The sequence below is a fragment of the Fodinibius salicampi genome (genome assembly GCF_039545095.1).
Classification (GTDB): domain Bacteria; phylum Bacteroidota; class Rhodothermia; order Balneolales; family Balneolaceae; genus Fodinibius; species Fodinibius salicampi.
This window is the reverse complement of record NZ_BAABRS010000001.1, coordinates 1,796,984-1,814,541: the sequence shown is the minus strand read 5'-3', so window position 1 is coordinate 1,814,541 and position 17,558 is coordinate 1,796,984. Positions and strand designations below refer to the sequence as shown.

Here is a 17,558-nt window from a genome sequence, read left to right as displayed (position 1 = left end):
TGTCTTGCCTTTTTATCCATTTCGCCTCATCTTCTATGCCTTGGTAACAGATCCGAACGTTGGTGTAAATGGACGGATAAACGGTACTTTTAACCATTAATATTAGTGATGGCATCAATTCTGAAAGCGCTTAAATCGCAGGTTGGTAGAAAAATATTAACAGGTATTACTGGTGTTGGCTTAATTGTGTTTATTATTTTCCATCTAGCCACCAATCTTCAGATTTTTGGAGATGTACATGCCTTTAACGAAGCAGCCTATACACTCGAAAGTATGGGCTGGCTTTTGTATATCCTTGAAGCAGGTTTGGCGATTGCTTTTCTTTTGCACGCCTATATCGGCATTTCAATTTGGTGGAATCGCCGAAAAGCACGTCCCAAGGGCTATGAAAAGTATCAGACTAAGGGTGGTCCCAGCCACCAGACCTGGGCGGCACGCTCAATGATTTTTACCGGCATAGTTTTACTGGTATTTTTAGTGATTCATATTGATACCTTTAAATTTGGGGCAACCGAGATGGTTACCTTGCCCAGCGGTGAAGAAGCCAGAGATCTGAAAGGATTGATGATTTCAACATTTCAGCAGCCTATTTGGGCTTTCGGGTATACAGCTGTTATGCTGTTACTTGGATTCCATCTGGGACATGGATTTTGGAGTGCATTTACCTCCTTGACGATGAAACACAATCAATATTCAGCTCTTATTTATACTGTTGGTGTTATATTTGCCATCTTAATGGCGGTCGGCTTCCTGATTATTCCTCTTTATATCTATTTTGGCGGAGGCTGTGAAGCAGCACTTATTCAATGCCAATAATTATTTTGTAAATCCACTATTAGACTTATGAAATTAGACTCAAAAGTACCTGAAGGACCATTAGAACAAAAATGGTCTAATCATTTGCAAGATATAAAACTGGTTGCTCCTAATAATAAACGTAAACACGATATTATTGTTGTAGGTACCGGTTTAGCCGGTGGGTCTGCGGCAGCAAGCCTGGCAGAATTGGGATATAACGTCAAGAGCTTTTGCATTCAGGATTCTGCACGTCGTGCTCACAGTATTGCAGCACAGGGAGGAATTAACGCAGCCAAAAACTATCCCAATGACGGAGATACTATTTGGAGACTGTTTTATGATACGATAAAAGGAGGAGATTATCGTTCTCGTGAATCCAATACATACCGCCTTGCAGAGATATCCAATGAGATTATTGATCAGGCTGTAGCTCAAGGAGTTCCCTTTGCCCGCGAGTATGGCGGACTGTTGGCTAATCGTTCGTTTGGAGGGGCTCAGGTTTCCAGAACATTTTATGCCCGGGGCCAAACCGGTCAGCAGTTGTTGCTGGGGGCCTACCAGGCGATGATGCGTCAGGTGCATGAAGGGAATATTGAAATGCATACCCGTCACGAAATGCTGGATTTGGTTATTGTGGATGGGAAGGCGCGTGGCATTGTAACCCGTGATTTGGTTTCCGGTGAAATTCAGCGTTGGATGGCTGATGCGGTTGTGCTGGCCAGTGGGGGATATGGAAATGCGTTTTATCTCTCTACCAATGCAAAGAATTCGAATGTTACGGCGGCATGGCGATGCCATAAGCGGGGAGCAGCTTTTGCGAATCCCTGCTATGTGCAGATCCATCCAACTTGTATACCCGTATCCGGGGATTATCAATCCAAACTTACGTTAATGAGTGAGAGCCTGCGTAATGATGGACGTGTTTGGGTACCTGAAAAGAAAGGAGACGATCGACACCCTAACGATATCCCTGATGAAGAACGATACTACTATCTGGAAGAAAAATATCCCGCCTTTGGTAATTTGGTACCGAGGGATGTTGCTTCTCGAAATGCTAAAATCGTCTGTGACGAGGGTATGGGCGTAGGTCCGACTGGCCGTGCCGTTTATCTGGATTTTCGGGATGCTATTGAGCGGGAAGGCCGTCAGAGCATATCCGAGAAATATGGAAACCTTTTTGAGATGTATGAAAATATTACGGGTGATAACCCCTATGAAGAGCCAATGCGTATTTTCCCGGCGGTGCATTATACAATGGGTGGCCTGTGGGTGGATTACAATCTTATGAGTACCATTCCCGGACTTTTTGTAGCTGGAGAGGCCAATTTCTCTGATCACGGGGCCAACCGATTGGGGGCCAGTGCCCTTATGCAGGGTCTGTCTGATGGTTATTTTATTATTCCGTATACGGTTGGTAATTATATCGCTGATACTGAATTAGGAGAAGTAGACACAAAACATGAAGCTTTTGATGAAGCGGCCCAAAATGCCCAGGGGCATATTGATAAGCTACTAAACGTTCAGGGAGATAAGAGTGTGATTGAATATCACCGTGAACTCGGACAAATAATGTGGGATAAGGTTGGAATTTCCCGGAATGAAGAAGGATTGAAGAAAGCCATTAAAGAGATTCGCTCTCTACGTGAAGACTTTTGGCAGAATGTACGCGTACCGGGAGAGGCAGCTAATTATAACAAATACTTAGAGTTTGCAGGTCGCGTAGCCGATTTTCTTGAGCTTGGTGAACTGATGGCGGAGGATGCGCTTCATCGTGATGAATCGGCAGGATGCCATCTCAGGGAGGAGCATCAAAGTGAAGAAGGGGAAGCCCTGCGAAACGATGAGGAGTATTCTTATGTAGCTGCCTGGGAGTTCAAAGATGTTAATGGAGAGCTCCGGGAACAGCTCCATAAAGAAAACCTTGAATTTGAATTCGTAGAATTGAAACAACGAAGTTATAAATAGAACACAATTAGAACTGACTCAACAGAATAGTAAAGCACTATTATCTGTGTTCTAATTTTAGGTAAAATAATTAATTATGGCTGATACATTTACCATCCACTTAAAAATCTGGCGCCAAGCAGGCCCTGACGAGCCCGGTAGATTGGTTGATTACACCCTTAACAATGTTAATGAGCATATGTCTTTTTTGGAAATGCTTGACGTGCTCAATGAACAGATTGTCGCCAAAGGTGAGGAAGAGCCTATCGAATTCGACTATGATTGCCGGGAAGGTATTTGCGGTTCCTGTAATCTTATGATTAATGGTCGCGCACACGGTCCAAAAGCTCTTACCTGTACCTGTCAGTTACATATGCGTAATTATAGTGAGGGAGACACTATTGTTGTGGAACCTTTTCGGGCCCAGGCTTTTCCGGTCATCAAAGATTTGGTCGTTGATCGCAGCGCTTTCGACCGTATTATTGAGGCCGGCGGTTATGTATCAGTCAAGACCGGTTCAGCACCCGATGCCAACTCTATCCCCATTGATAAGTCAGTGGCAGACACTGCTTTTGATTATGCTACTTGTATTGGATGCGGGGCCTGCGTGGCAGCCTGTCCGAATTCTTCCGCTTCCCTGTTTACAGGGGCGAAATTATCGCACTTAAATCGATTGCCACAAGGCGAACCCGAGCGCAAGAAGCGAACGGTAGCCATGGTTGAGCAAATGGAGGAAGAGGGTTTTGGAGATTGTTCCAACTTCGCAGAATGTGAAGCAGTTTGTCCTAAAGGTATTTCTATCTCTGCTATTGCGGAAATGCGTCGTAATTATATGAAGGCGACGTTTGCCAATGAGGCCTGAGGTATTTTTTTACTGCATTTCTAGTAATAATCTTTTCTGATTTCCAATAAACGGAGTCATGGAGGCATGGGTAAAACAATTTTCTTTAGCCAAACGGATTTAATGTGAGGCAAGCATACGTTTTTATTTGTATCTCAAAGAGACTAAATTTGGTTTTAATCATCGAAAGACTAACTTGTTAAAAGGTGGCTCTTTTGAAATACCTTATAGAAGGCTCTCTTTATGGTATTTTCTTCAATAGACACTTCAAATTAAAATTATATAAGAGCCAGTTTTAGATAAAAACCTGTCGGGAGGATAATATGGAAACAAAACAAGATTTGGCCTTCGAAAAAGTTAGATTCAAAGGTGTGGCAACATTAAAAGATGTGGATGGTGTCTCAACGTTATGCATCATGAGTTCGGTAAAGGAAGCGGTGGATTTAGGGTTTGATGAGAAAGAGGCACATGAAATGTTTGCTACATACAATCCTTGTACAGAGGAATTTTCAATTTTCGGAATGGTATCCTGTTCCGGAGATGATGAATGTGCTCCCAAAACATGCCAGCTTCATCGGTGGGACCCGAATGCTAAATCATGGATCAACCATGGAGAATCAAGTGCTTTTGCCCATGGCAATACATGGAAATGCATCTGTAAATAATGTATTAATGAAGAGTCCATAATCCGCTAGAATGCCTGTACTCGTTTTATGAGTCAACATTAACCTTAAACCGGCACCGGATGATGAGTGTACGTAGGCCATTTTGCTATTGCAGGAATGCGTTGTAACTACGTGAAAACTACCCTAGCAGGCGAAGAAGTATAAGATGCAGGTTTAAGAAGGATATAACGTATACTGTTACCGTTGTTTTAGTTTAGCCGTCAGATTTTGAAGTAATCTGACGGCTAATTTTTTGACTTGAGTCAAATCAGCGAATCTTTTCTATCATCTCCCAAGATGTTTTTATCCCCTTAATTAAGGCTGAACTCAGTCCGTTGTGCTCCATTTCATTGAGCCCCGCAATAGTACACCCCTTGGGAGTCGTGACTTTATCAATTTCATACTCAGGGTGATTGTTCGAGTTTAACAGCAGACTTGAAGCCCCAAGCGCAGTTTGAGAGGCAATAAGCTGGGCCTCCTCAGCATGAAAGCCTACCTCAATACCTCCCTGAGAAGCGGCGCGGATATAACGCAGAAAGAAAGCAATACCGCATGCTCCTAAAACAGTAGAGGCTTCCATGAGTTCAGAGTTGATAACCAGCGTTTTGCCGAGCGTCTCAAATAGTTCAATTACCTTTTCTTCCGCTTCTTTGTGGGGGGTCCTTTCGATGCAGGTCATTGCCTGATTGATAGCAGCTGCTGTATTGGGCATAACCCGAAGAATTCGATAGCCCGATCCTGTTAGTTTAGCAATTTCTTCCCCGGAAACTCCTGCCATTGTTGAGGCAATGATATGTTGTTTGGGGTCTAATACCGGCTTAATCTCTTCGATTAGATGTTCAATTTGCGTTGGCTGAACAGAAATGACAATAAGTTCAGCTTCTTTAACTGCGGATAAATTATCAGAACTCACAGTAATACCATCCTCTTCGAGATGTTGAATGAGATCAGTATTTCTGCGAGTAACCGTTACATCATATTTCTGGGAAGCTTCATCGGTTCGAGACAGTCCTTTTGCAAGGGCTGTTCCCAGATTACCGCCTCCCAGGATTGCTACATTTGTTTTCATAAGTCTTGTAAATTGAATTAGAAATACTAATTAACTATTGAATGCTTCCTTAAATTTTTCCCTGATTTGATCAGTACAAAGATTACCAATACTTCCTTCATGCGTATGCTTTAGCTCTTTATCTGGATCGAATGTTCCTTCTGCTATTGCCTGTCCAACTTCCCGATACGCTTCTCTGAAGGGAGTATTTTGCATAACCTTACGGTTCACTTCCTCGACGCTAAACAGGTAATCGTATTTAGGATCATCAATAACATTTTCATTTACCTCCACGTGCTGGAACATAAATCTGCTGATATCCAGGCATTCTTTCAGGTTCTGAACCGCTGGAAAGAGTTTTTCTTTTAGAAGCTGGAAATCCCGGTGGTAACCATTGGGCAGGTTGTTGGTAATAAGTGTTAATTCATTCGGCAAGTTCTGGATGCTGTTACATTTTGCCCGTATAAGTTCAAAAACATCCGGATTCTTTTTGTGCGGCATGATGCTTGACCCTGTGGTTAGTTCATCCGGGAAAGATAGAAAGTCAAAATTTTGATTCATAAACAGGCACACATCCATAGCCATCTTGGAGAGGGTGCCTGCCACCGAACTCAGGGCATAGCTAATACTCTTTTCGAGTCTGCCTCGACTCATTTGGGCAGCTACTGAATTAAATTTCAGAGTAGAAAAATTTAATAATTCAGTAGTTTTACTGCGATTTAGAGGGAGAGAACTGCCATATCCTGCTGCTGATCCAAGTGGATTTTGATCTCCAATCTTATATGCGGCATTCAGCATATACAAGTCATCAATAAGGGATTCTGCATAGGCCCCGAACCAAAGTCCGAAAGAAGAGGGCATTGCCACTTGCATGTGAGTATAGCCTGGAATGATAACTTCTTTATGCTTTTCACTCAGCTCCGTGAGCTCTTCAAAAAGGTTCTTTATAAGTTGTTTAATCTCATCAATTTGATCTTTGGCATATAAATGAAGGCACACCAAAACCTGATCATTACGTGATCGTCCGGAATGAATTTTCTTGCCGGTTTCTCCCAGTTTTTGGGTCAGCTCATATTCAATTTTAGAATGGACATCCTCAAAATCTTCTTCTATAGTGAAATCGCTTGACTCTACGTCATCAAGTAGTCTGTTTAGTTCTGTAATAATACTTTTTGCCTCCTCATCCGATAAAATATCAATGCTATTGAGCATCCGGGCATGAGCTTTGGAAGCCCGCAGATCATATTCAGCAATTTGGAGATCGAGAACACGATCCTGACCAACGGTAAACTGATCGACAATATCGCTTGTAGAGGCTTGGCCTTTGTCCCAGAGTTTCATGATTGTTTAATTTGTTTTGATGTCGTTTGTTATCTGTAAATTTTTTCTCATTCTAATCTATTGTATAACTGAATATTAATAACTAAGACCTAATAACGGAATCTAATAAGTTAATATATGTCTCTATTCCTTTTTCTATTTCGTCGAGGCGAATAAACTCGTCAGGTGTATGGGAACGCGCAGATTTTCCGGGTCCCATCTTTAGTGAAGGCACCGAAAGAAAGGCCTGATCCGAAAGCGTTGGAGAGCCATAGGTTTCTATGCCCATACCCTTCCCAACTTGTACCAATGGATGCTCAAGGGGAATAAATGAGGGGTTGAGACGAATTGAACGAGCCGTAACTTCCGATTCAATATTATTTTTTATGGTTTCCAAAATGTGAACATTGTCATAAATATCGGTACTCCGAATATCAACGGTAAATGTACAACGGTCTGGTACAACATTATGCTGGCTTCCGGCATTGATTACGGTTACCGTCATTTTTACGGGTCCGAGCATTTTAGATTCTTTCTCGAACCGATGGGTTTTGAACCATTCAATATCTTTGAGTGCGATATAGATAGCATTTTCCCCTTCGTTACGGGCAGCATGACCACTTTTCCCCTTGGCCATACATTCCAGTACCATAAGTCCTTTTTCAGCTACGGCCATACGCATTTGGGTAGGTTCTCCCACGATAGCGCAATCAATTTCCGGAATTTTATCAAGAATCGAGATAATGCCATTATCCCCGGATATTTCCTCTTCCGCGGTTGCAGCCATCACTAAATTATAAGTCAAGTCCTCTTGAGGATAAAAATGTATAAACGTAGCAATAAGTGAAGTTAAAGGTCCGCCTGCATCATTGGAACCTAATCCAAACAGCTTGCCGTTTTCAACCACTGGTATAAAGGGATCTTTGGTATAGCCTCCATTGGGTTTTACCGTATCATGGTGAGAATTAAGCAGTATAGTTGGTTTTTCTTCATCAAAATGCTCATTGGTGGCCCAAATGTTGTTTTTGTGTCTCTGGACAGGAATTCCCTTTGACTTCAGGTAATCTTCAATCAAATCGCCGGTTTTGTTCTCCTCTGTGGACAGGGAAGGGGTAGAGATCAATTTCTTGAGCAGTTCAATAGCTTCGGTAGCGCGCTGTTTCATAACGTTAATGTTGTTCCAATTTGGTTAGACAAGTTCTTCACGTGCTTAATATGTACTTGTTGTACATTTTTTTGCAGGGCTCCAAAAGCTGTATCAAGTTTTGGGATCATCCCTTCGTGGATAATTCCCTGATCTTTGAGCTGAATATATTCTTCATGGTTAATATGCTTGATCCAGGAATTTTCGTCTTCGATATCCCGTAATACTCCATTTTTTTCAAAGCAATAGGTAAGATTGACGCTGTATTTGTCGCCCAGTGCTATAGCCAGGCTAGAAGCAATGGTATCGGCATTAGTATTGAGCAGCTGTCCTTTTTTATTATGAGTAATGGCAGGAAAGACGGGCACAACTTGTTCATCCAGCAGTCGGGTTATAAAATAAGTATTGATATCTTCGGGAGTAATATCTCCTACAAACCCATAGTCGATTTCGGTGCCGGATCTTATCTTCGCAGGAATAATATTTAAGTCTGCCCCCGACAGGCCGATTGCGTTGCAGGAGTGTCCCTGGAGCCTGGCAACAATGGTTTTATTTATAAGTCCCGCATAGACCATTACAGCCACATCCAGTGAGGGTTTATCTGTAATGCGCCGGCCATCTTTCATCTTGATCGGTATATCGAGCTTGCGGCAAAGTTCAGATGCGGATGAGCCTCCGCCATGCACAATAATTTTCGGAGTTGAAACCTTCAGGAAATTTTTTATAAATGTGGTCAGACGCTCCTCATTATTGACAATACTTCCCCCGACTTTAATAATATTCAGTTCTTTCACTACAGCACCTCTAAAAGGTTTTTAATGACAGCCTGCGCCGCATACTCACGATTTTTTGCTTGTTGGTATACCAATGAATCATCAATAACAGCATCGGTTGCAACGACGTTGCGACGGATTGGAAGGCAGTGCATGAATTGTGCCTGGTTAGTTTTCTGCATCAACTCAGAGGTGATTGTCCAGTTTTCTTCTACCGCGGGCCTTGCTCCATAGTCACTGTAGCTCGACCAGTTTTTCGCATAAATAATGTCGGCATTCTTAAAAGCCTCCTGCTGATTATGAGTGACTTTGTACCCAGCGGCAAACTTCTCACTGAGTTCATATCCCTTAGGATGTGCAACCACTACTTCAGCCTGTAATTCCGTAACCCATTCAAGAAAAGAGTTAGCCACCGCCTGTGGCAGTGGTTTAGGATGGGGGGCCCAACTGAGCACAACTTTTGGCTTGGGAATATTCGTATGAACAATCGTTGCCATGTCAGTAAGTGATTGAAGCGGATGCAGCGTGGCTGATTCCATACTTATGACAGGTACGGATGAATGTTTCAAAAAGTTTTGCAATTCCCGTTCTTCGTAATCCTGCTGACGATTTGTTAGGCTTGCAAAAGTACGCACTGCAAGCAGATCACAATAACTACTAATAACTTTAACGGCATCCCTTATATGCTCCTGTGAGTCTCCATCCATAGTGGTACCATCTTCGAATTCTACATTCCAGGCATCCTTATCAATGTTAAGTACAATCACCTCCATCCCAAGATTTTGGGCCGCTTTTTGTGTACTTAGCCGCGTACGCAGACTGGGATTGAAAAAGACCATTCCCAGTGTTTTTTCTTTACCTATGGTTGAATGATTTGATTGATCTATTAGATTTATAACATCCTGAATCAAACCTTTCGGGTTCGGAACATCCTCAATAGAAGTAAAATTCTTCATGATAATTTTAGCTGGGTTAAGACATTATGTAGTGCATTTATGAATCGATCTGTTTCGCTACTGGTGACAGACAAGGGCGGTAAGAGCCGGAGTACATTCGGATTGCTGGCAACACCGGTTAAAATTTGTTCCTCCTCAATGAGTTTGGAACGCAAGTCTTTAATGGCAAAAGGAAATTCGATTCCGATCATAAGTCCCCGCCCCCGAACTTCTTTGATTTCGGGTAGATTTCCTAACTGTTGTAAAAGATCATTGCCGACAAATGCAGCGTTATCGATGAGATCTTCTTCTTTTATAACTTCCAATACAGCAATAGCTGCGGTACATGCAAGGTGGTTTCCTCCGAAAGTGGACCCCAATTCTCCATGGAAAGGTTCTATATCCGGACCAATAATGGTACCGGCTACCGGGAAACCGTTACCCATTCCCTTAGCGATTGTTACAATATCCGCTTCAATATCGGCATACTGATGGGCGAAAAACTTGCCGGTTCGGCCATAGCCCGATTGTATTTCATCTAAAATGAGAAGAGTTCCGGTTTCGCTACAAAGCTTACGAGCCTTTTTCAGAAATTCATCATCGGGAATATGGACACCCCCGATTCCCTGAACACCTTCAATAACAAGGGCACAGACATCTTCCTGGGTAAGTTCTTTCTCCAGCGAATCAAAATCATTGAGTTCCAGGAATACTGTTTCACTTCGTTTGTTAACGGGAGCGGAATATTCGTCTTTATCAGTAATACCAATAGCTGCGGATGTTCGCCCGTGGAACGACTGTTCAAAGACCACTACTTTCGAACGTTCGTTATGGAAAGAAGCGGCTTTAAGAGCGTTTTCGATAGATTCGGCACCCGAGTTGCACAGGAAGAGCTGATGATCGTCATAACCGGATAGTTGTCCGAGCTTGTCTGCCAGCTCCTGCTGCAGCGAATTTTGTACGGAATTAGAGTAGAACCCCAGTTTCTGAAGTTGCTCACTTATTTTTTTTACATAATGCGGATGTGTATGACCAATCGAAATGACGGCATGGCCGCCGTACAGGTCGAGGTATTTTGTTCCGTCTTTAGTGTAAACGTAGTTTCCATCTGCTTTAACGGGTTCCAGATCGAGCAGGGGATAGACATCAAATAGTTCCATTTTTAATAATAAGTAGCTTTAAGTTTCAATCCTGTTGTCTCATTTAATCCGAACATTAGATTCATATTCTGGACGGCCTGCCCCGAAGCTCCTTTCAAAAGATTATCAATAATACTGGTAACCAATATTTTACCATCTTCTTTATCCAGGTGAAGCAGGCCTTTATTGGTGTTAACTACCTGCTTGAGGTGTAATGGATCGCTGCTAATATGTACAAAAGGCGAATCATGATAAAAATCCTGATATAGCGATTTTGCTTCATCAAGTGATAAATCACAGGGAGTATAGGCCGTAATAAAAATACCTCTTGTAAAGTCGCCGCGCACAGGGATAAAGTTGAGATCTTTGTTAAAATCCGGATCTATTTGCTGCAGCTTTTGCCGCACTTCACCGATGTGCTGATGTCGGAGTGCCTTATATATAGAAACATTACTGTTTCTCCAGCTGAAATGAGTGGTTTCCCTGAGGGAGCTTCCGGCTCCTGTAGATCCGGTTATGCCATGTATATGTACATTTCGGTGCAATATTTTCTGCTTAACCAGTGGAAAAAGTGCCAGCTGTATGGCTGTAGCGAAACAACCCGGATTGGCAACATTGTCGGCTTCTGCAACGGCTTCTTTTTGTAATTCCGGCAATCCATACGTATAGGATCGCTGTTGAAAATTCTGATTGGGAGCCAGACGGAAATCCCTGCTGAGATCAATAATTTTGGTTTTATCCTTTACAGAATGTTCCTGCAGGAAAACCTCGGAATTACCGTGTCCCATACACAGAAAAAGTACATCTATGTCGGGATCTAATTCGTGACTGAATTGGAGGTCGGTATCACCCATAAAATCCTGATGAACGGAGCTTACTTTTTCGCCGGCCTTGCTGGTACTGAAAATAAACTTAACATTGATCTTGGGGTGATTGATCAGGATACGTAACAGTTCTCCTGCTGCGTATCCCGTCCCACCCACAATTCCTGTATTAATCATGATTGTTTACAGATTGGTGAATACTAATTTGATTAGAAAGAATTTTTGCAAACCCTCTGACGTCTTTACCGCTCCATGCATTATTCATTTCGCCATAGTCGCCAAATTTTGCGTTCATAAGGTCATTCGGGGAGGTAATGCCTTCAATCTCAAAGCGATAAGGGTGCAGCTTTATGGAGACGGTGCCATTAACCGTTGACTGTGTATCCTCAAGAAAGGCCTCGATATTTCGCATAACGGGATCTAAATACTGCCCTTCATGCAGCATCATTCCATACCACTCGGCAAGCTGATCTTTCCAGTAGAGCTGCCATTTGGCCAGAACGTGTTTTTCGAGCTGTTCATGGGCTTTAATAATTAGCATGGCCGCCGCCGCTTCAAAACCTACACGTCCCTTTATACCAATAATCGTATCGCCTACATGAATATCTCGCCCAATGGCATAAGAGGAGCCTATTGCTTCTAACTCTCGGATGAGTTTAATAGGAGTATCATAATTTTCACCATTGAGGCCTGTGGGTTCTCCGTTTTCAAATTCGAGACTAATCGTTTGGGGTTCTTTTTTCTTTAGCGGACTTGGATAAGCTTCTTCCGGCAAGGGTTGGTCGGATGTCAGGGTTTCGGCCCCGCCTACGCTCGTACCCCAGAGCCCCTTGTTGATAGAGTATTTTGCATCACTCCAATCCATTTCAATTTCATGCTGGTTCAAGAATGCAACTTCTTCTTCGCGAGAGAGTTGTTGGTCGCGAATGGGAGTAATAATATCCAACTCAGGAGCGATAATATTAAAAATGAGGTCAAACCGGACTTGGTCATTGCCGGCCCCCGTACTTCCGTGTGCAATAGCATCGGCTCCAACTTCAAGTGCATAATTTGCTATAGCTACCGCCTGGAAAACGCGTTCTGAACTGACTGACAGAGGATAAGTATTGTTTTTCAGTACATTTCCGAAAATCAGGAACCGGATAACTTTGGTATAATAGTCATCCGTTTTTTGAAGCGTTTGATGTTTGCTGCTTCCAAGGTTATAAGCGTGTTCTTCAATTTTAGCTAGTTCCTTCCTGTCAAAGCCGCCTGTATTTACTAGTACAGTATGAATTTCGGCCTGATGCTGTTGCTTTAGATATGGGACGCAGTAGGAGGTATCGAGTCCACCGCTAAAGGCCAAAACTATTTTTTTCTTATTACTCATTACCAGTTCGTGTTTAATTTAAATTTAAAAATGTGCTTGGTTTTACGTTCCAGATTTCTCTTGTGGAGACGTAAGAATCTCTTAAACTGTTCCCAACGTTTTTCCTTTTGCTCAGACTTGGAGTCTTGTTTGGGTTCTTGCTTTTTTTCTTCTTTTTCAGGGTCATAAAGCATGCCGGTGCAGAGACACCCTTTGCGATCTTCATTTGTCAGGATATCATAATTGGGACAGCTTTGGCAGCCTTTCCAAAACTCCTCATCCTGTGTTAACTCGTCAAAAGTGACCGGTTTGTATCCCATATCCGAATTGATTTTCATCACTGCCATACTGGTAGTTATACCAAAGATCTTGGCATCCGGATATTTTTCGCGGGACAGTTTAAATACCCTTTCTTTGATACGACGCCCCAAACCCAGCTTGCGATAGTGCGGATGCACAATTAAGCCGGAATTTGCAATATATTTGTCATGTCCCCAGCTCTCGATATAACAAAAGCCTGCCAGCTTCTCTTCATCTTTGTCAATGGCAACAACCGCTTTGCCTTCTTCCATCTTGGACCGGATATATTCAGGCTTTCGTTTGGCAATACCGGTACCTCGCTGCTTGGCGGCCTCTTCCATGAGATCACAGATTTGTTTGGCATACTCGAAATGCTGTGAATCAGCTACAGATATTTGAATGTCCATAGTTAATGTGTGTTAAAGTAAACAGTGGCAATCATTAAAATTGCTGTGTTAAAAAAATTGAGTAATGAGTTGAGTTGCGGAAGATTTTTTTAACGCACCCTCCGCAAAAGAGAGGTATTTAGGAGCCCGGGAGGGCCCGCGGCCGTCGCCGAATCGGAAGTAGCGGAAATATAGGTAGGACATCAACAGCTGGGCTGTCGAAACATAGGTTGATATGTGTTCCGCTTTTTCTCATTGAATCCAATATTAAGCTTTCAATAGAAGAATACAAAATATTTTTTTAAAAATTAAAAATAGCAGTTGAACTGCTGGTTTATAATCTAGATTTTGATTTATTCGATTTAACATAATCACGGATTATTCTTGAGGCTACATGAATCATAAAACATTGACAGAAGCCCGGGAGGCTCTTAAAAAATATTGGGGCTATTCCACTTTTCGAGAGGGACAGGAGGAAGTTATCCATGCCGTTCTGGAACAAAGAGATACGATGGTTCTTTTTCCGACAGGCGGGGGGAAGTCATTATGTTACCAACTACCTTCGGTGGTTACTGAAGGATTGACGGTCGTCATTTCACCACTGGTTGCTTTAATGCAGGATCAGGTTCAGCAATTGAACAATCGAAATATTGCAGCCACCTTTATTAATAGTTCTATCTCCTCATGGGAAGTTGAGCAACGGTTAGTAAATGCCAGAAATGGCATGTACGATTTACTTTATTGTGCTCCGGAGCGGCTTCAAACGACTTTGTGGCAGGCTGAATTACCCAAGCTGGATATTAATCTTATTGCGATCGATGAGGCCCACTGCATTTCGGAGTGGGGTCATGATTTTCGTCCTTCGTATCGGGAGATACGTCCGGCCTTAGAATCAATAGCAGCTTCAGTAAGCTGGATGGCTCTCACTGCAACAGCTACTCCGGAAGTACGAACTGATATTCAAAATAACCTTGAACTCAGTGAGCCGGTAGTAGTGTCCAAAGGCTTTGATCGCCCGAATCTAAAATGGTGGGTTCTATCATCGGAACAGAAAGATCAAAAAATGTTAACTGCGGTTCGAAGAGCTTCGAATACAGGGGTTGGACTGATATATGCAGGCACCCGAAGAAATTGTGAAGAGCTTTCATCGAAGATACAAAAGCAATTAGGCATTGAAACGGAGTCGTATCATGCGGGAAAAGAACCAGGAGACCGGGAACAAATTCAACAGCGTTGGGTCGAAGGAAACCTCCCGTTAGTAGTAGCTACAAATGCTTTTGGAATGGGAATAGACAAGGCAGATTGTCGTTACGTTATTCATTACGAAATGCCTTATTCTCTCGAAGCCTATTATCAACAGGCAGGACGTGCAGGTAGAGACGGGGAGGAGAGTTTCCCGTTGCTTCTTTTTAAGCCCTCAGATTTAAGAATTGCAGAGAAACGGATAAAAGATTCTTATCCCGAGCGAGAACAACTGCAGCGTGTTTATGATGCCCTTTGCGATAGTTTGGATCTGGCAGTAGGTTCAGAGATGGAGACCGCTGAAGAATTATCTATTGATTTGCTGTCTAAGCGAGCGGGATTTTCAAAGCGCATTACCCGATCGGCACTTAATGTGCTCAACCACTTGGGAATTATTGAGTTGATAGAATATATCACTCCCAGGATAGGAGTGCACTTTATAGCTAATAGGGATTATATACGTGAATTGATCAGTAAGTCTGAGAATGAACGCAAGAGATTATTCCTGGATACGCTCCTTCGACAATTCGGGGGAGAAGCTTTTGCCGAGATGAAATACCTCGATTTTGATTATGTGAGAGAGAAATTAAATGTTTCACCGAATGCTGTAAAAAAAGGATTGCAGGTATTACAGGATCATGACCAGATATTACAATTCCACTCTAGGGGCGATCTTCCTCTTGTTAAACTATTGGAAGAGCGACAATCTGTTCTTCGCTTAAGCAAAAAGGAGTTGGAGCAGCATCGAAACACGCTGCTAAAAAAACTGGAGTATATGCAGGGATATATCGAAACAGAGGGTTGTCGTGAGGTTTATATCCGTCAATATTTTGGGGAAAGTCAGGTGAGGCCCTGCGGACACTGCGATAATTGTCTCAGCGAAAAAAAAGGAGAAGTCCAGTTTATGGACTCTGATCTGTTGAGTATTAAACAGGCGCTGAGCAAAGGGGGCAAAACCATTCCACATCTTTGTCGGCAGTTCGGATGGAGTCGTTCACGGGTAAAAAAATCCCTGAGCTATCTGATCAGAGAGGAAAAAGTAAAGGTTAATGAAGAAAAATATATTTGGGCAAATAGCACAGAGAATTAAGGATATCTGGGCCTGCTTGTTCGTGCAGTGTCTTCTACCTGGTCCATTTGCAGCTGCTCAATGGCTTCATCAATACGCTTTTTTTGTTCTTTGGGAAATTTCTGGTAGTAGATATGGCTGTCCCAAAAGGTATTAGCGGAGATTCCATACTCTTCGAAGACTTTATCCCTCAGCGAATCGGCATATAAGCTATCGATGTGTCCGGTGTCTTCATAAGACCGAACTAACTGCATTTCAACAAGGAGCGAAACATATTTGTCTTCCGGAACAAGTTGATCCGGCCGTTGTGGAGAATCTTCACAAGACATTGTAAATACTAAAAAAAGAATCGCTCCCGTGAAATGCTTCCTGTTCATCTTATTGCTCGTCCGGATGTTTGGGATTAAGAGGCCTCATAGTTATGTCGTTGATCAGGAAGTTATCCGGTGTTTCCAGAATATTGATAAGTACTTCCGCAACATCCTCTGGCTGCATCATATTGGAATGTGACTCGGTGTCTGCATCGCTGAAAAATTTGGTCTGGATAGAACCGGGATAAAAGCAGGTAACCTTGATACCATCATAGCGTACTTCTTTAAAAAGTGATTCGCTGAATCCACGGACTCCAAATTTTGAAGCATTATATCCGCTTAGTTGCGGATTACCAATTTTACCGGCAATAGAAGCGATGTTAACAATATGGCAATGGTTCTTATTTTCTTTCATCAAGGGTACAATTTGTCGACACATATAAAATACACCTGATAGGTTGGTTTTAATCATGGTTTCCCAATCATCAAGCGGAAGCTTGTCGACATCCCCGAATCGACCAAGTCCGGCATTATTAATCAGGATTTCAGGACGGTGGTCAGTATTAAAGGTTGTGCCGATCCACTGTTGTATGTTATCGTGGTCCGTGATATCCATTTTGACGCCAATGAACGAATCGCCCAGATGTTCTTTAAGCTGATTAAGCTTATCGGTACTCCGGGCCAGTCCATAGACCTTAGCCCCTTTGTTAATTAGAGCTTTACTGAACGAAGCTCCAATTCCACTACTTGCGCCGGTAACGATAGCTGTTTTTGATGCGATTTCCATATAATTAATTCTTTTAATATTTTTATTTAGGCTATTACTCAAGCAGTATCGGGATGGAAATCATTCCGATAGATGTTCCTGTATAAGGGCATTAACCATATCCAGCGCTATTTTATTTTCACCCCCGCGAGGGATAATTATATCGGCATAGCGCTTGCTGGGTTCCACAAACTCGAGATGCATGGGCCTGACAAACTTTTGATATTGATTGAGAACATCATCCAGCTCTCGATCACGATCTATAATATCTCGTTTAATGCGACGTAAGAGACGGATATCATCATCGGTATCAACATACAGCTTGATGTTCATCTGCTCGCGGAGCTCTTTTTCATTAAAAATTAGGATGCCATCAATGAGAATGATTTTTTTGGCATTAACCTGTCGGGTTTCTTCTTTCCGGATATGTCGGGTAAAGTCATAGATTGGAACCTCAACCTGGTAACCGTTTTTGAGCGCCTTGATGTGGCGGATCATTAGCTCCGTTTCCAAAGAAGAAGGGTGATCAAAATTCTGTTTGGTCCGTTCTTCAAAGGAAAGATGTTTGAGGTCCCTGTAATATGAATCGTGTTGTAAAAGAAGGATATTTTCTTCACCAATGCTATCTATAATGTGCCGGACAACGGTTGTTTTGCCCGACCCACTTCCTCCCGCTACGCCAATAATCAGTGGTTCCAAAAGAAG

At 42.6% G+C, this 17,558-nt stretch carries 17 protein-coding genes; 5 read left to right on the top strand and 12 right to left on the bottom strand.

Annotation, left to right across the window (positions count from 1 at the left end; all coding sequences use genetic code 11):
* Positions 1-108: 108 nt before the first annotated feature.
* The 4 genes from ABEB05_RS07755 (at position 109) to ABEB05_RS07740 (ending at position 4,248) form a co-directional block, all read left to right on the top strand.
* Complete coding sequence (locus tag ABEB05_RS07755) at positions 109-816, top strand: succinate dehydrogenase cytochrome b subunit (protein WP_265788996.1); 708 nt, start codon at positions 109-111, stop codon at positions 814-816.
* A 27-nt stretch (positions 817-843) separates the two neighbouring features.
* A complete protein-coding gene (locus ABEB05_RS07750; RefSeq protein WP_265788994.1) occupies positions 844-2,763 on the top strand; it encodes a fumarate reductase/succinate dehydrogenase flavoprotein subunit in 1,920 nt (639 codons plus the stop codon).
* Positions 2,764-2,839: 76 nt separating this feature from the next.
* The gene (locus tag ABEB05_RS07745; RefSeq protein ID WP_265788992.1) at positions 2,840-3,604 is read left to right on the top strand and encodes a succinate dehydrogenase/fumarate reductase iron-sulfur subunit; all 765 of its coding nucleotides are present in this window, start codon (positions 2,840-2,842) and stop codon (positions 3,602-3,604) included.
* Between the two features lie 350 nt (positions 3,605-3,954).
* Positions 3,955-4,248, top strand: a complete 294-nt coding sequence (locus ABEB05_RS07740) for a hypothetical protein (protein ID WP_265788991.1) — start codon at positions 3,955-3,957, stop codon at positions 4,246-4,248.
* 268 nt (positions 4,249-4,516) lie between these two features.
* Here the strand turns inward: ABEB05_RS07740 and proC are convergent, their stop codons facing one another.
* The 9 genes from proC to ABEB05_RS07695 all read right to left on the bottom strand — a co-directional run bounded on the left by proC (position 4,517) and on the right by ABEB05_RS07695 (position 13,486).
* Positions 4,517-5,317 carry a pyrroline-5-carboxylate reductase gene (gene proC, locus ABEB05_RS07735; RefSeq protein ID WP_265788990.1) on the bottom strand — a complete coding sequence of 267 codons (801 nt, stop codon included), beginning with the start codon at positions 5,315-5,317 and terminating at the stop codon, positions 4,517-4,519.
* A 30-nt stretch (positions 5,318-5,347) separates the two neighbouring features.
* On the bottom strand, positions 5,348-6,637 hold the full coding sequence (gene argH / locus ABEB05_RS07730) for an argininosuccinate lyase (RefSeq protein WP_265788989.1): 1,290 nt from the start codon (positions 6,635-6,637) through the stop codon (positions 5,348-5,350).
* A gap of 82 nt (positions 6,638-6,719) precedes the next feature.
* Positions 6,720-7,781: a M20 family metallo-hydrolase gene (locus tag ABEB05_RS07725; RefSeq protein WP_265788988.1), complete on the bottom strand. Its 1,062-nt coding sequence runs from the start codon at positions 7,779-7,781 to the stop codon at positions 6,720-6,722.
* Positions 7,778-8,554 (bottom strand): acetylglutamate kinase, encoded by a 777-nt coding sequence (gene argB, locus ABEB05_RS07720; protein WP_265788987.1) that lies wholly within the window; start codon positions 8,552-8,554, stop codon positions 7,778-7,780. The genes ABEB05_RS07725 and argB overlap by 4 nt, the downstream gene beginning before the upstream one ends.
* Complete coding sequence (locus ABEB05_RS07715) at positions 8,554-9,489, bottom strand: N-acetylornithine carbamoyltransferase (RefSeq protein ID WP_265788985.1); 936 nt, start codon at positions 9,487-9,489, stop codon at positions 8,554-8,556. The genes argB and ABEB05_RS07715 overlap by 1 nt, the downstream gene beginning before the upstream one ends.
* On the bottom strand, positions 9,486-10,628 hold the full coding sequence (locus ABEB05_RS07710; protein ID WP_265788983.1) for an aspartate aminotransferase family protein: 1,143 nt from the start codon (positions 10,626-10,628) through the stop codon (positions 9,486-9,488). Before ABEB05_RS07710 ends, ABEB05_RS07715 begins: the two co-directional genes overlap by 4 nt.
* A 2-nt stretch (positions 10,629-10,630) precedes the next feature.
* Entirely contained in the window at positions 10,631-11,608 is a 978-nt protein-coding gene (gene argC, locus ABEB05_RS07705) for an N-acetyl-gamma-glutamyl-phosphate reductase (RefSeq protein WP_265788981.1), read from the bottom strand.
* Positions 11,601-12,800, bottom strand: a complete 1,200-nt coding sequence (gene argG, locus ABEB05_RS07700) for an argininosuccinate synthase (protein ID WP_265788979.1) — start codon at positions 12,798-12,800, stop codon at positions 11,601-11,603. Before argG ends, argC begins: the two co-directional genes overlap by 8 nt.
* Positions 12,800-13,486, bottom strand: coding sequence for a GNAT family N-acetyltransferase (locus ABEB05_RS07695; protein WP_265788978.1), 687 nt, complete (start codon positions 13,484-13,486; stop codon positions 12,800-12,802). The genes argG and ABEB05_RS07695 overlap by 1 nt, the downstream gene beginning before the upstream one ends.
* Positions 13,487-13,859: 373 nt before the next feature.
* Here ABEB05_RS07695 and ABEB05_RS07690 point away from each other — a divergent pair, with 373 nt between their 5' ends.
* Positions 13,860-15,797, top strand: a complete 1,938-nt coding sequence (locus ABEB05_RS07690) for a RecQ family ATP-dependent DNA helicase (protein WP_265788977.1) — start codon at positions 13,860-13,862, stop codon at positions 15,795-15,797.
* Here the strand turns inward: ABEB05_RS07690 and ABEB05_RS07685 are convergent.
* From ABEB05_RS07685 to udk, 3 genes are read right to left on the bottom strand one after another with little or no spacing between them, the layout of a single operon-like run.
* Complete coding sequence (locus ABEB05_RS07685; protein ID WP_265788976.1) at positions 15,794-16,153, bottom strand: DUF4296 domain-containing protein; 360 nt, start codon at positions 16,151-16,153, stop codon at positions 15,794-15,796. The genes ABEB05_RS07690 and ABEB05_RS07685 overlap by 4 nt on opposite strands.
* A 1-nt stretch (position 16,154) precedes the next feature.
* A complete protein-coding gene (locus ABEB05_RS07680) occupies positions 16,155-16,874 on the bottom strand; it encodes an SDR family oxidoreductase (RefSeq protein WP_265788974.1) in 720 nt (239 codons plus the stop codon).
* A gap of 60 nt (positions 16,875-16,934) precedes the next feature.
* A complete protein-coding gene (gene udk / locus ABEB05_RS07675; protein WP_265788973.1) occupies positions 16,935-17,552 on the bottom strand; it encodes a uridine kinase in 618 nt (205 codons plus the stop codon).
* Positions 17,553-17,558: the final 6 nt, after the last annotated feature.

What these genes read in the sequence shown, in the direction of transcription:
- ABEB05_RS07680 (WP_265788974.1), bottom strand. Translation starts at nt 16,874, where the DNA reads ATGGAAATCGCATCAAAAACAGCTATCGTTACCGGCGCAAGTAGTGGA.
- ABEB05_RS07755 (WP_265788996.1), top strand. Translation starts at nt 109, where the DNA reads ATGGCATCAATTCTGAAAGCGCTTAAATCGCAGGTTGGTAGAAAAATA.
- ABEB05_RS07695 (WP_265788978.1), bottom strand. Translation starts at nt 13,486, where the DNA reads ATGGACATTCAAATATCTGTAGCTGATTCACAGCATTTCGAGTATGCC.
- proC (WP_265788990.1), bottom strand. Translation starts at nt 5,317, where the DNA reads ATGAAAACAAATGTAGCAATCCTGGGAGGCGGTAATCTGGGAACAGCC.
- ABEB05_RS07725 (WP_265788988.1), bottom strand. Translation starts at nt 7,781, where the DNA reads ATGAAACAGCGCGCTACCGAAGCTATTGAACTGCTCAAGAAATTGATC.
- ABEB05_RS07745 (WP_265788992.1), top strand. Translation starts at nt 2,840, where the DNA reads ATGGCTGATACATTTACCATCCACTTAAAAATCTGGCGCCAAGCAGGC.
- ABEB05_RS07710 (WP_265788983.1), bottom strand. Translation starts at nt 10,628, where the DNA reads ATGGAACTATTTGATGTCTATCCCCTGCTCGATCTGGAACCCGTTAAA.
- argH (WP_265788989.1), bottom strand. Translation starts at nt 6,637, where the DNA reads ATGAAACTCTGGGACAAAGGCCAAGCCTCTACAAGCGATATTGTCGAT.
- ABEB05_RS07750 (WP_265788994.1), top strand. Translation starts at nt 844, where the DNA reads ATGAAATTAGACTCAAAAGTACCTGAAGGACCATTAGAACAAAAATGG.
- ABEB05_RS07685 (WP_265788976.1), bottom strand. Translation starts at nt 16,153, where the DNA reads ATGAACAGGAAGCATTTCACGGGAGCGATTCTTTTTTTAGTATTTACA.
- argC (WP_265788981.1), bottom strand. Translation starts at nt 11,608, where the DNA reads ATGATTAATACAGGAATTGTGGGTGGGACGGGATACGCAGCAGGAGAA.
- argG (WP_265788979.1), bottom strand. Translation starts at nt 12,800, where the DNA reads ATGAGTAATAAGAAAAAAATAGTTTTGGCCTTTAGCGGTGGACTCGAT.
- ABEB05_RS07715 (WP_265788985.1), bottom strand. Translation starts at nt 9,489, where the DNA reads ATGAAGAATTTTACTTCTATTGAGGATGTTCCGAACCCGAAAGGTTTG.
- ABEB05_RS07690 (WP_265788977.1), top strand. Translation starts at nt 13,860, where the DNA reads ATGAATCATAAAACATTGACAGAAGCCCGGGAGGCTCTTAAAAAATAT.